Origin of the sequence: Blautia sp. OM07-19, from assembly GCF_003481595.1 — a bacterium.
Lineage (GTDB): Bacteria > Bacillota > Clostridia > Lachnospirales > Lachnospiraceae > Blautia_A > Blautia_A intestinihominis.
Genome location: NZ_QULA01000011.1, coordinates 1 through 12,281, shown reverse-complemented (window position 1 = coordinate 12,281; position 12,281 = coordinate 1). Strand labels below are relative to the sequence as shown.

Below are 12,281 nucleotides of genomic sequence, written 5' to 3'. Positions count from 1 at the left end.
GCGAGTAGCATCCCTGTTGGCACACGATTTTCCGTCAGGAAAGTCTAGTGTGTTATACCTTTATGAAATTGTGGCTGCCGGAAAGAAATTCTATATCCTTGCGATTATCTCCAATTTCCGGCATTCTGTGCTGAAAGGTACTCCGTAAAGGAGTTACCTGAAAGTACAGAACTGAGTCTGAATATTAGCATGACGATGCTGTTATTCAGACGATGCCACATTTGAAGAAAGGTATATCCATGCTTACGTCAGCTATTCTCTGAATTCTTTTCTTGCACGCTATTATCACAAATATATTTTGCCAAATTCTGTACCATTGCAAGTCCTTCGTCATTCAGATCGGTTGTCTGTCCCATATAAAAAGCTACTGCATTTGCTAAGTCAGTACTTGTGATATCAGAAACCGGCTTATCAGGCAATGCGTCCCGAATCATCTGTACGGCTTCGGCTGTAGCAACCGCTTTTGTTGGTTCTTTTTTCTGCATACTAGATTTAATATCACGTAATATTGCCATAAACTGAATCTTGATTTTTTCAATGTCTGCTTCATTTGCTCCTAATTTCTGTGAGCTTAAAAACTGCTTATCTTTTATAATCTCTTTTCTTTTTGAGGGTTCTACAGTCATCAAATCAGTCAGTTGATCAACAGCCAAATCAATGACCTTATTTCGTGCCATTATACCCTCAGCAATGGTATCATCAAAATAATTCCGAATCATAATACATAATTTTGGAAAATGTTCATGTTCCAATAATCGGTTTAAAATATCTACATCTATTCTTCTGGTAATCAGTCTCGTTACCGCTTCTTCCGACAGTCTAAGTTCCGATATATCATAACTTTTGGGTGAAGTAATCTGAGTGATTCCAAGCAGATAATCAGTAGAAACATGAAAAAACCTGGCGGCATCTATTACAATGCTTATATTAGGATTTTTTGTTTCACCGCTCTCTATACGACTGATTTGTGAATGAGTCACATGAAGCTGATCAGCCAACTGTTTTTGGCTTAAATCATGGTCTTTCCGCAAATTACTCAATCGGTATGCAAGACTTGTTTCATCTTCTATTAAATCAGATTTTCCCATTGTTTCGTCACCTCCTAAACTACTTCCATTATATCTGTGCCTGTGCAAATTTGCAATTTTTTATCAAATCGTATTCGTGATTTTCATTGTACGTGAATAAATCAGGGGTGCGATTTTTTCATGCTAAACTGTCAACATGATCGATCAGACAGAACCTTGAAAACTAAATGACCGTTCCGGAACTTTATAAACCGCCACGATTTTCTGATCAGAAAAGAGCGCTCACAAAGAGACGACACAGCGCCGAGAAGGGTTGCCTGTCAGGAAAGGAACTGGATAAAACGGCACAGCTTTAAATTCAAACTTAAATCAGGAGGAAAATAGAATGAGATTATTTGAAACAATAAAAGAAACTGTAACAGTCGGACAGGCTGCCGAATATTATGGCATGAAAATTGGAAGAAACAACATGATCTGTTGCCCATTTCATAATGACCATTACCCAAGTATGAAACTAAACACAACTTATTACTACTGCTTTGGCTGTGGTGCTACCGGAGATGTGATCCAGTTTGTTGCAAATCTATTTGGACTGAGTAACTATGAAGCCGCCAAGAAAATTGCTGTAGATTTTGGTATTACACCAGATAATCCGCCAGTAATAGCAGCTCTGAAAAAGCCCGAGTACATGGAAACAAAAAGCAGACAGAAAGAATTACATGAATGCCAGAAAATGGTATGCGAATATCTTCATCGTCTGGAAAAATGGAAAGCACTGTATGCACCAGAACGACCGGATTTACCTATGGACGAACGATTTGAAGAAGCATGTGAAAATCTGAGTTATATCGAATATCTGGCAGATTATCTGACCTTTGCAGATGAAGAAGAAGGCTTTGAAGTTGTAAAATCCATGAAAGAAACAGGCTATCTGGAAGATTTGAAATATCTTTCAGGGTCTCGTGATGAGGAGGATGTATATGCAGAAGAAGCAAAAGCAGCTTAGTAATTATCCAGTTTGGTTTGACGGAACCAATATCAATGAAGCAGCCTTTTGTGAAGAATTTCTCCATACGCATAAAATACTCTTTGCCAACAATGCATTTTTTACTCCAGAGGGGCGGGTCACTGATGATCTGCCCCTTCGTGGGGAAATATTTGAAAGTCTGAAACATTATGCCATTAACAATGTTCCACGCAAAGTGACAAATATTTTAGAAGTTATGAAACTGGCAGCTTATATAGAGGATTTTCCACCAGAAGCCAATAAAATCCATCTTGCAAATGGAACGATATATATAGATGGCACATTTATCCCTGAAAAACCAGATATTGTACGAATGCGTCTTCCAGTCAATTATAATCCAGATACACCAGAAGCTTCTACATGGCTGTCATTTTTAGATCAACTGCTCTACCCGGAAGATATTCCAACTTTACAGGAATTCATAGGGTATTGCCTGATTCCAAGCAACAAGGGACAACGGATGATGATTATAAAAGGAAATGGCGGAGAGGGTAAATCACAGATTGGTGCTGTTCTGAACAGCCTGTTAGGCTCAAATATGAAAGACGGAAGTATCGGTAAAATTTCTGAAAACCGCTTTGCTAGAGCTGACCTTGAGCATATTTTATTGTGTGTAGATGATGATATGCGAATGGAAGCCCTAAAACAGACCAGTTATGTGAAATCCATTGTTACTGCTCAGGGGAAAATGGACTTAGAGCGTAAAGGAAAGCAAAGTTATCAGGGGTGGCTTTTTTCCAGACTGCTTGCATTCAGCAATGGAGATTTACAGGCATTGTATGACCGTAGTGATGGATTTTACCGAAGGCAATTAGTACTGACAGCAAAGGAGAAACCTGCTGATCGTGTAGATGATCCTTATCTGGCAGAAAAAATGAAGAAGGAAGCCGAAAGTATTTTTCTCTGGGCGTTTAAAGGACTACAACGGTTAGTCCGTCAGAATTTTAAATTTACAGAAAGTCCCCGTATTAAGGCGAATCGTGAAAATGTGAAACGGGACAACAACAATGTACTGGAGTTTTTAGAATCAGAAGGATATATTCGCTTTCAGGCAGAGGCAAGTGCAAGTTCCAAAGAACTGTATGAGAGCTATCGGCTCTGGTGTGAAGAAAATTCCATGACTGCATTAAAAAATCGTAGTTTCTCAGATGCTATGATTGCTGTTCAAGCAAAATATAATCTGGAACATTGCAATACAATAAAAAATTCTGCTGGGAGACGAGTATGGGGATTTACGGGAGTAAAGGTTATTACAAAGCCGTTCTATACAGATGGTTTTATGGACGATTCCCAGTGTACGTACGTACCGAAAGAATGGACAAATTAATCTGGTACGTATGTACGTAGTAATTCAATGTAAGTTACACATTATATATTTTTCAGGTTGGCTGTCAAAATAATATGACAGTTAGCCTGTTTTGGGGAAAGGAGGAAGTACAAATGCAAAAAGCACAATACGGTATTTTAAGATTTGCAAAATACAAAGGACCTGAAATCAGCAATATTGAAGCTCACAATGAACGGAAAAAAGAAAAATATGCCAGTAATCCGGATATAGACAACAGTCGAGGAAATTTGAATTATCATTTGATTGAACCAGTCGGAAAGTACCGGGCAGAGTCGAATCGACTGATTGAAGAATACGGATGCCGGACACGCAAAGACAGTGTACGTGTTGTTGAAGTTCTAATTACCGCTACACCAGAATTTTTCAAAGGTAAGAAAAAGAGTGAAATCAGAGCGTATTTCCAAACAGCTTTGGAATTTATAAAGAAATATCAGGATTCAGAGACAATCCTTTCGGCTGTGGTGCATATGGACGAGAAAACTCCACATATGCACCTTTCTTTTGTCCCGATAACTCAGGATGGAAGACTTTGTGCAAAAGAGATTCTTGGAAATAAGAAAAAGCTGACCTGGTGGCAGGACGAGTTCTGGAAACACATGGTAGAAAAATATCCAGATCTGGAACGTGGAGAAGCCGCCAGCATGACCGGACGTGAACATATTCCACCACGACTTTTTAAAGAAGCAGCGCATCTTACCCGGCAGGCTAAGCAAATCACTGATCTGTTGGAAAGTACAAATATTTTTAATGCTGGTAAAAATACAGATAAAGCTGTGGAACTATTGCAGAAATTTTTTCCTGCAATAGAGAACTTTCAGACGCAGGTTCGGAAATATGATAAGACGATTAGTTCCTTAAAGTCAGATAATGTATCATTAAAAAGGCAGACACAGGATTTAAGCAGACAGGTAAAAGAAGCAACGTCCAGCAGTATACGAAAGAAAATGGATGATGCCAGACTCAGAGCCGATTATGAAAATCTCCAGAAGCTGATGGGACGTATTCCACCAGAAATACTGGAACTGGCAAAAAGAGGACAATTAACCCATTCAGATCGTGAACGGTAAATTGATTTTAAAGTGGACAGACACGAAAACTGTCCATTTTTTATATGATAATCATAGAAAAGTTAACAGAAAGGATGTGATAGCCTTGCGTAAGCCAACGTATTATCTCTGGCGTAACGATTTTCCGTCACAGGAAGAATTTGAAGCGGAACGCAAGAAATATGCTGACATCGGCTTTCGGGTTGTCACATTTCTGGATGGAGATTCAAACACTAATATTCATGATGGTATTAAAGCACTGGTCAAAAATCACTGGGATAATGTGTGATTTAACCAGTGCTTTAATTATAGACGGTGTGAAATTTTTTCTGTAAATTTAGATCTTCTATGATAATTATGGCGGCTTAACAGCGGTTTCTGCGGTTAAGCCGTTGTCTATTTAATAGCAAAAATAATCTGGCATGTCAAGAGCACCCAGAAAAATCTGGGTGTATATTTATTCCCGGCATTCCACTTTGGATTGTTATATCACCATCCGGTCAGGGTACATGATTTCCAGCTCACCACGTACTCTCCCCCAATTGCGGATCGGCATTGTCCATTTTTTTGCAATCTCAAAAGTGCCCAGATATAATGCTTTCATCAGTGACTGGGAACTCGGGAATACGCTTCTCTGCTTGTTTAGTCTACGATAGCATGAATTCAGTGATTCAATGGCATTCGTAGTATAAAAGGCAGTACGGACATCCTTGGAAAATTTGAAGATGGGGGAGACTGCATCCCAGTTATCATGCCAGCGGTTCATGGCACTTGGGTATTGTCCGGACCATTTCTTTGTTACAGTTTCCAGCTGCTTTCTGGCAGTTTCTTCGCTCGCTGCGGTATAAATTGTTTTCAGATCTTTCGCAAAAGTTTTCATATCCTTGTTTGCGACATATTTAAGGGTATTTCTTACCATATGCACAATGCATCTCTGCTGTTCTGTTTTAGGAAATGCAGTAGAGATCGCATCTTTAATCCCAGTCAATCCATCAGAACAGAGAATGAGGATATCCTGAACTCCACGATTCTTTAAACTATTCAGCACAGACAGCCAATATTTACTGCTTTCATTTTCTCCAACAACAATGCTTAGAACTTCTTTCTTTCCATCTTCATTAATCCCAAGGACAACATATGCGGCAAGCTTTCTGATCACACCGTCATCCCGCACAGAAAAGTGCACAGCATCAATAAAAACAATTGGATACACAGGTGATAATGGACGATTTTGCCATTCCTCAATTCGCGGCAGAAGCTTATCTGTGATATCAGATATCATACCCTCACTGACTTCAAATCCATAGATATCCTCTATAGTCTCTGAAATCTGCCTGGTAGTCATTCCCTTTGCATACATGGCAATGATCTTGTCATCAATCGAAGAAATGTCTTTCTGACGCTTAGGAAGTACCTGCGGTTCAAAGGAGCTTTGACGATCCTGCGGAACATCCACTTCAAATTCACCATATTTACTCCGAACAGTCTTAGACTTTTTACCATTACGGTAATTAGGCTCATCGGATCTTTCGTAACGATCATAGCCAAGATGATTATCCATTTCTGTTTCAAGCATATCTTGAATTGTTCCGGAAAGAAGATCTTTTAATGCATCCTGAATATCCTCCGCAGATTGGATATCATACTCCTGGAGTAATCCTTGAATAAGATTTCTCTTTCCTTCCGTCATTGGTTTTGGTTTGTAAACTTCTTTCTTTCTTTCTGTTTGCCATAATAAAAGGCCTCCTATGATTTTAATATTTTATCATAGAAGACCTTTGTTGTGTTGAATTTACAGAGTTTTTTTCACAGGCTCTAATTATACAAACCTGAAGTTATCTATCAATTGTCCAATAATCCTTATAAGCGTAACCATCTATTGTTCCAAAGCCTACTTCAAATCAAAGAGGGAATTTTCATAGCCCTTTACATAATATCGTACATTTTTACGCCCTTTTTGAATAATGGTGTGTCCTTCTGCTTCTAATTTTTCTTTTTGTGCTTCAATACCATTTGGGTATTTAGCATTTAGTTCTCCGTTCGCTTTTAATGTTCTCCAATAAGGTGTTTCATCTTCTGAACGCTGATAACTCGCCCATGCCACAATAGAAACAAAAATTCCTGCCGTAATGGGTTCTGTAAAATCTGCACCACTTAACTCTGCAAAGTATTCTCGTATTTTTCCGACGGTAATCACTTTACCATACGGAATTTTTTTCATTACTTTGTCATAGTCGATTGGCGGTGCAAAATACATTTTACTGCCACCATATTTTTCAATGCTTTTCTGGTCTGTAATAATTTGAAATTTGGGCATATCCTTATTATCGTGCAACATAGCATTAAAATCTTTTTTATCTTCGTTTGCCATTTCTGCCACCTCCTACTTTAAGGATAATCTGTTTGGCATTCCTATGCAATGAGGCTGTTTGAAAAACTTGACAACTCCCGATTTATCAGTTACCAAAACAGGAAGTTGTCTATTTCTTCTTTTTCGGTTTTAGGGCTGGCAGTTCATCATACATTGCATGAAACAAGCCTGTCAAAAATTCCTTATTATCAACTTCATCTACCAACAACATCTCTTTTGCTCCCCCATAGGGTAATTCATACGGAGCTGTCGGCATATAATTAATTGCTGATTTTACTGGTTTAACAAGTAATCTATCATCATAGATACCGCCTACAATCTTGCCACGATAATAAATAATAAATTCTCCCATCATAGCTCGATAAGTAATTTCTTCTAACTCAGATAGCTGCCCTAAAATAAACTCTAAGTATTCCTTGCTTGATGCCATATTTCCTCCTCAAATTGTTATTTCTAAAATTGTATCAAATTCTGCCTGTTTCCGCAATCAACAAAAATGTCTAATACTATCTGTTTTTAATAATCTTAAGATTTTTCTATATACATCTTCCAGTTTTAAATATATAATATAATTACATAGAGCATAATAATTATATTTACATTTAAAGAAAGGAACATCTATGAATGCAGGATATGTCCGTCTTTCCAGAGACGATGATAAAAGGAATTATGTTTCCATAGAAAATCAGAAGCTGATTATCAACCAGTATGCAACAGATCATGGTGTGGTTATTGACCGCTGGTATGAAGATGATGGCATTTCCGGCTATATCTTTGACAGACCGGGATTTCAGCAGATGATGGCTGATCTGGATAAAGATATTGATACCGTATATGTTAAAGACTTTTCACGTCTTGGCAGACACAATGCAAAGGTTCTTTTGCTTCTGGACGAATTTCAGGAACGTGGAAAGCATCTAGTGGTGATTGACGATAATTATGATTCTATGGATTCCAGTGACGATACGATTGGCATTAAAACATGGTTTAATGAGCGATATGTAAAAGACACCAGTAAGAAAATCAAACGTGCCATTGGAGCCAGACAAAAAGAAGGAACACTGATTACCAGACCACCGTTTGGGTATTGCCGTAATGAAAAAGATAAAACTGTTCTGGAAATTGTACCGAAAGAAGCGGAATATATTAAAAAGATTTACGACTTATATTTATCTGGTTCGGGATATCGTAAAATTGCCACATATTTGACTGAGCAGGGGGCACCGACTCCATCTATGATACAGCGTGAACGTGAAATAGAAGAAGGTAGATTGTCCAAAAGACAGGTAGCTTCTAAATGGTCTGATGCTATGATAAAAGAAATACTGGATAATGATTTTTACATTGGTACTTTTCGTTTGAAAAAACGTGCAAGAAATACGGTTCATGGAAAAGATAAACGTGTGCCAAAGGAAGAACAATGTATTTTTGAGAATCATCACCCAGCAATTATTGATAAGGCTACCTTTGCGTTGATACAGGAATTAAAGGGAAAACGTAACCGTACCAATTATCGGGGAAGCCGGGGGCAGTGGCTTGGCTCAGAGATTCCGAATCCTTTTGGCAGTTGCCTGTTCTGTAAAGACTGTGGCAGCCGCCTTACACCAATTAAACGCAAAACTTCCAGCAAGGAACGGAAATATTACATCTGTACCACTTATAACACCAAAGGCAGACGTTATTGCTCCAAAGCACATTTAATTGAAGAAGATGATCTGATGGAAGATGTTCTGACTTATATCAAGATGTGTCGAAATGCTCTCTGTGAAGTTATTTCTACCTATGATTTAAAGGATTTTGAAGCAGAGAAAAAAACAATAGCGGAAAAACGGCAGGAACTGCACACAGCTATCAATGAGCGAAAAAGTCAACTGAAAGTTCTGCTTACCCAAAAAGTAAAAGATCTGGCTGTCGCTGCAGGAAATGAAGATTTAATCAATGAAACGTATGATTCTATGCAGAAAGACTTATTTGCTCAAATTCATGGTCTGGAAATGCAGATAAAAGAACTGAATGAAACTGCCATAGAAACGCCTGATGTAAAGGATAAACTAAAAAATGCTCTTGAGGTGGTAGATAAAATCATTGCAGGAGGCAGCCTTGACCGAAGAGATATTGAACTTCTGATTGAAAAAATCGTAGTGGACGAAGACGGGATGCCGGAAATTACACTGAAATACGGCTTGTCTAATCTGATTAGTTACAGTCCTGCTGATGAAATGAACCGAAGAGAAAATACCATGATTGCGATTGTGATGAAACTGATTGCTGAGGATGAACGTGGATTTTCTTCTGCAAAATATTTGTCAGAGCATATTACTGATCTGGGATTCAAGAAAACAAAACAGAGTATCCTTCCATATATTGAGCTGATGAAGGAACTTGGAATTCTTGAAGTCACAGATAATCCATTGAAGCCATACAATATTGTAAAGTCAAAAGAAGAAATCACGCAGCTTACCAAAGACTATCTGCCGGATGTATCAGCAGAAACCACTGCGAAACATCTAGCAGATGATTATTTACATGGTATTAGTGACGACAGGCGGCATGCCGGAAATGGTCTTTGAATACATTCTACGTAAAAACGGACTGGATCCGCAGAAAGACCTGACCATCGACCAGAGCATTGATTTCGGTTCCACGGCGGCGGCTTTTACAGGTGATGCTTCAGCAGATTTTACCGTAGAATTTGAGCCGTCTGCGACTGCACTGGAAAAAGAAGGCGCAGGATATGTTGTTGCTTCGCTCGGAGTAGATTCCGGCTATGTTCCATACACTTCCTACAGTGCAAAGACCAGTTACATGCAAAAAAATCCAGAAGTCATCCAGAAATTCACAAATGCTCTCCAGAAAGGCATGGAATATGTCCAGACTCACACCCCGGAAGAAATCGCGAAAGTCATTGCACCACAGTTTGCAGAAACTGACCTCGACACAGTTACGACTATCGTAAAACGTTACTATGATCAGGATACCTGGAAATCCAATCTTATCTTCGAAAAAGAGAGTTTTGAACTCCTGGAAGACATCCTCGAAGATGCCAGTGAACTGAATGAACGAGTAGCATATGAAGATCTCGTAACAACAGAATACGCCGAGAAGGCGGCAGAAAAATAAACAGTTAAGCTCTGCGCATCATCTTGTAGTAAACCGGAATCAGCAGGGAGCAGGCTCCGATCCATGCGAGAGGACTGGCGATGCAGACAGAAGTGTATCCGATCATGCCGGAGAGACCAACGGTAGCGGCGATACGCATGACCAGTTCGATCATACAGGCAGCAAAAGGAGCCTGCCCATTCTGCATACTCTGGATGGAAGTCCGGTAAACAGCAAGAAGCCCTAGGATAAAATAAAACGGTGCAACAACAGTCAGATACATATCGGAATAATGATAAATTTCCTTCGTAGGATCGGACAGGAACATCTGCACGATCGGATGACGCAGGAGCAGAATGCCGACGCACATAATAAGATTGAGCGTTTCTGTCTGGATCAGACAAGCCCGCACACCCTGACGTATACGGTCACTTTTGCCCGCACCGAAATTCTGGGCAACATAGTTGGAAATAGCAGTCATCATGGCATTATTCACAAGAACTGAAACCTGATCTGCCTTGGAAGCAGCCGTATATCCGGCGACTGCAGCAGTACCAAGGGAGTTTACGACAGTCTGCATGGCGAGCTGTCCGATACACATGACAGACATCTGGAATCCCATAGGAAATCCCGTTTTCAGATGTAGTCCGATCATTCCTCCCAGGTCGTGGAAATCTTCACGGCGCAGATGCAGTACCGGAAAGTTTTTCAGCCTGACGATCAGACTGAACAGGGCAGAGAGAAACTGTGAAAGGATCGTAGCCCATGCAGCTCCCGCAACACCCATATGGAACGGTACAATAAACAGGATATCCAGAAAAATATTCAAAACAGAAGAAAACACCAGGAAATAAAGTGGAGTTTTGCTGTCACCAAGTGCACGGAGCATGTTTGAGATCATATTGTAAAAAACAGTAGCGCCCGTTCCGAGAAGGACCACGAACATATAATCATAAGCTTCTCCGGAGATGTCATCCGGGATCTGCATCCATCTGAGAATCTGGTGAGCCAGCAGACAGCAGATCAGAGTCAGCACCAAGAGTCTTGCCGACGATCACAGAGTCAGCGAGTGTATAAAAAAGCTGGAACAGATTTCCGAGAATGACCGGAACAGCAAATTTTAACAATGACCAGAACGGATTTCCGACGGTGAGATCCATTTCGTTTGATTTTGGTCTGGACATAAGAAAACCTCCTTATAGTAGTTTGCGTGCTTTTTATTGCACGCCTCATTATAGAGAAATACATGGTAAAATACGATTCTGGTATTGTTGTTTCTGATACAGATATTGACCAGATCATCGAATTTATTTATGATAATTAAGAGCTTATTTTAATTCGGAAGCGGAAAAAACAACAGAAGCTGGAGAACTACAAGATGGCAAAAAGAAAAATCCTGGTAGACAGTACAAGAAGAGAACTTGAAGCACACGGAACAGAAACCTTTCCCATGACAGTAAATCATGATGATCTATGGTCATTTGAAGGCAAAAATGTTCCCATCCACTGGCATAATGATCTGGAGATCAGTCTCCCAAGAGAAGGCGAGGCAATTTATCAGGTTTATCAGAAAAGTTACAGGGTCAGACCGGGAGAAGGGCTTCTGCTGAATCGAAATGTGCCGCACAGCTGCAGTTCTCCGAGGAACGAGAGGGCTTTGTACAGTACGATCCTTGTAAGACCGGATTTTCTGTATGGTGATTTCGGCAGCGATGTCGAGCGGAATTGTTTCCGGCCGTTTCTGCAAAATTCAGCAGTTCCCTGCATTCATCTGACAGAAGCAGACGAAAATGGAAAAGAAATCCTGCAGAAACTGAACCAGGTGGAAACTGTTTTTGATCAGAAATCATTCTGTTACGAGTTAAAGATCAAGGGGCTTCTGTGCGAAGTATTCAGCATGATCCTGTATGCTCACAGACAGGAATTGACAAAATTTATTCCAGCCAATCAGCAGGAACTGGAACGTCTGGAAAAGATGCTGAACTATCTCAACCTCCACTTTGCAGAAGTAATTTCCCTCCAGGAACTGGCAGACCAGGTTCACTTATCAAGAGAAGTCTGCTGCCGTCTTTTCAAAAAAATGACCGGAAAAACAATCACCGGATACCTGGAAGAATACCGCGTCAACAAAAGCTTCCCCCTGGTACAGAGCGGGCAGTATTCCATGACCCAGATCGCAGAACTGGCAGGCTTCAGCAACCCCAGCCGCTTTGCCAGCGCCTTCCGCAAAAGATTCGGCTGCAACCCGGGAGAGTACAATTCCCTGAAAAATAATAGATTGTAGGTAAAAGCTTTAAAAAAATATTTAGGATAATAAGCGGGAATCCTCGGCAATTCAATTACCGAGATGAAAGCGCAGGAG

12 protein-coding genes and 1 pseudogene are annotated in these 12,281 nt (G+C 40.0%); 7 read left to right on the top strand and 6 right to left on the bottom strand.

The features are described 5' to 3' along the window. Window positions 1-248 precede the first annotated feature (248 nt). A complete protein-coding gene (locus tag DXC01_RS09385; protein ID WP_005422097.1) occupies window positions 249-1,088 on the bottom strand; it encodes a helix-turn-helix domain-containing protein in 840 nt (279 codons plus the stop codon). A 325-nt stretch (window positions 1,089-1,413) separates the two neighbouring features. Between DXC01_RS09385 and DXC01_RS09380 the strand changes: the two genes are divergently transcribed. The 4 genes from DXC01_RS09380 (at window position 1,414) to DXC01_RS09365 (ending at window position 4,738) form a co-directional block, all read left to right on the top strand. Beyond that, window positions 1,414-2,034 (top strand): CHC2 zinc finger domain-containing protein, encoded by a 621-nt coding sequence (locus tag DXC01_RS09380; RefSeq protein WP_005422095.1) that lies wholly within the window; start codon window positions 1,414-1,416, stop codon window positions 2,032-2,034. Further along, window positions 2,009-3,382, top strand: coding sequence for a DNA primase family protein (locus DXC01_RS09375; RefSeq protein WP_303321400.1), 1,374 nt, complete (start codon window positions 2,009-2,011; stop codon window positions 3,380-3,382). Before DXC01_RS09380 ends, DXC01_RS09375 begins: the two co-directional genes overlap by 26 nt. A 113-nt stretch (window positions 3,383-3,495) precedes the next feature. After that, the gene (gene mobV, locus DXC01_RS09370) at window positions 3,496-4,470 is read left to right on the top strand and encodes a MobV family relaxase (RefSeq protein WP_118252218.1); all 975 of its coding nucleotides are present in this window, start codon (window positions 3,496-3,498) and stop codon (window positions 4,468-4,470) included. 76 nt (window positions 4,471-4,546) lie between these two features. Beyond that, entirely contained in the window at window positions 4,547-4,738 is a 192-nt protein-coding gene (locus DXC01_RS09365) for a hypothetical protein (RefSeq protein WP_044924790.1), read from the top strand. Between the two features lie 195 nt (window positions 4,739-4,933). Here the strand turns inward: DXC01_RS09365 and DXC01_RS09360 are convergent, their stop codons facing one another. From DXC01_RS09360 to DXC01_RS09350, 3 genes are all read right to left on the bottom strand, one after another. Then, entirely contained in the window at window positions 4,934-6,115 is a 1,182-nt protein-coding gene (locus DXC01_RS09360; RefSeq protein WP_243002366.1) for an IS256 family transposase, read from the bottom strand. Between the two features lie 225 nt (window positions 6,116-6,340). Further along, entirely contained in the window at window positions 6,341-6,820 is a 480-nt protein-coding gene (locus DXC01_RS09355; RefSeq protein WP_117998174.1) for an MGMT family protein, read from the bottom strand. A 109-nt stretch (window positions 6,821-6,929) separates the two neighbouring features. After that, on the bottom strand, window positions 6,930-7,250 hold the full coding sequence (locus DXC01_RS09350; protein ID WP_118252216.1) for a TfoX/Sxy family protein: 321 nt from the start codon (window positions 7,248-7,250) through the stop codon (window positions 6,930-6,932). A gap of 190 nt (window positions 7,251-7,440) precedes the next feature. On the opposite strand from DXC01_RS09350, the gene DXC01_RS09345 reads away from it, so the two are divergent. Together DXC01_RS09345 and DXC01_RS09340 are read left to right on the top strand one after the other, a co-directional pair. After that, entirely contained in the window at window positions 7,441-9,390 is a 1,950-nt protein-coding gene (locus DXC01_RS09345) for a recombinase family protein (RefSeq protein WP_118252215.1), read from the top strand. After that, a pseudogene (locus DXC01_RS09340) lies at window positions 9,365-9,940 on the top strand (ABC transporter substrate-binding protein); the annotation flags it as partial. The gene DXC01_RS09345 and the pseudogene DXC01_RS09340, both read left to right, overlap by 26 nt. Window positions 9,941-9,944: 4 nt before the next feature. Here DXC01_RS09340 and DXC01_RS09335 read toward each other — a convergent pair. After that, window positions 9,945-10,907: an MATE family efflux transporter gene (locus DXC01_RS09335; protein ID WP_243111588.1), complete on the bottom strand. Its 963-nt coding sequence runs from the start codon at window positions 10,905-10,907 to the stop codon at window positions 9,945-9,947. Continuing rightward, complete coding sequence (locus DXC01_RS20600; RefSeq protein ID WP_022213196.1) at window positions 10,891-11,103, bottom strand: mATE efflux family protein; 213 nt, start codon at window positions 11,101-11,103, stop codon at window positions 10,891-10,893. The genes DXC01_RS09335 and DXC01_RS20600 overlap by 17 nt, the downstream gene beginning before the upstream one ends. 194 nt (window positions 11,104-11,297) lie before the next feature. Here DXC01_RS20600 and DXC01_RS09330 point away from each other — a divergent pair, with 194 nt between their 5' ends. After that, window positions 11,298-12,203 carry an AraC family transcriptional regulator gene (locus DXC01_RS09330; protein WP_118698791.1) on the top strand — a complete coding sequence of 302 codons (906 nt, stop codon included), beginning with the start codon at window positions 11,298-11,300 and terminating at the stop codon, window positions 12,201-12,203. Window positions 12,204-12,281 lie beyond the last annotated feature (78 nt).

What these genes read in the sequence shown, in the direction of transcription:
- DXC01_RS09330 (WP_118698791.1), top strand. Translation starts at nt 11,298, where the DNA reads ATGGCAAAAAGAAAAATCCTGGTAGACAGTACAAGAAGAGAACTTGAA.
- mobV (WP_118252218.1), top strand. Translation starts at nt 3,496, where the DNA reads ATGCAAAAAGCACAATACGGTATTTTAAGATTTGCAAAATACAAAGGA.
- DXC01_RS09375 (WP_303321400.1), top strand. Translation starts at nt 2,009, where the DNA reads ATGCAGAAGAAGCAAAAGCAGCTTAGTAATTATCCAGTTTGGTTTGAC.
- DXC01_RS09345 (WP_118252215.1), top strand. Translation starts at nt 7,441, where the DNA reads ATGAATGCAGGATATGTCCGTCTTTCCAGAGACGATGATAAAAGGAAT.
- DXC01_RS09355 (WP_117998174.1), bottom strand. Translation starts at nt 6,820, where the DNA reads ATGGCAAACGAAGATAAAAAAGATTTTAATGCTATGTTGCACGATAAT.
- DXC01_RS20600 (WP_022213196.1), bottom strand. Translation starts at nt 11,103, where the DNA reads ATGTCCAGACCAAAATCAAACGAAATGGATCTCACCGTCGGAAATCCG.
- DXC01_RS09335 (WP_243111588.1), bottom strand. Translation starts at nt 10,907, where the DNA reads ATGCAGATCCCGGATGACATCTCCGGAGAAGCTTATGATTATATGTTC.
- DXC01_RS09385 (WP_005422097.1), bottom strand. Translation starts at nt 1,088, where the DNA reads ATGGGAAAATCTGATTTAATAGAAGATGAAACAAGTCTTGCATACCGA.
- DXC01_RS09380 (WP_005422095.1), top strand. Translation starts at nt 1,414, where the DNA reads ATGAGATTATTTGAAACAATAAAAGAAACTGTAACAGTCGGACAGGCT.
- DXC01_RS09350 (WP_118252216.1), bottom strand. Translation starts at nt 7,250, where the DNA reads ATGGCATCAAGCAAGGAATACTTAGAGTTTATTTTAGGGCAGCTATCT.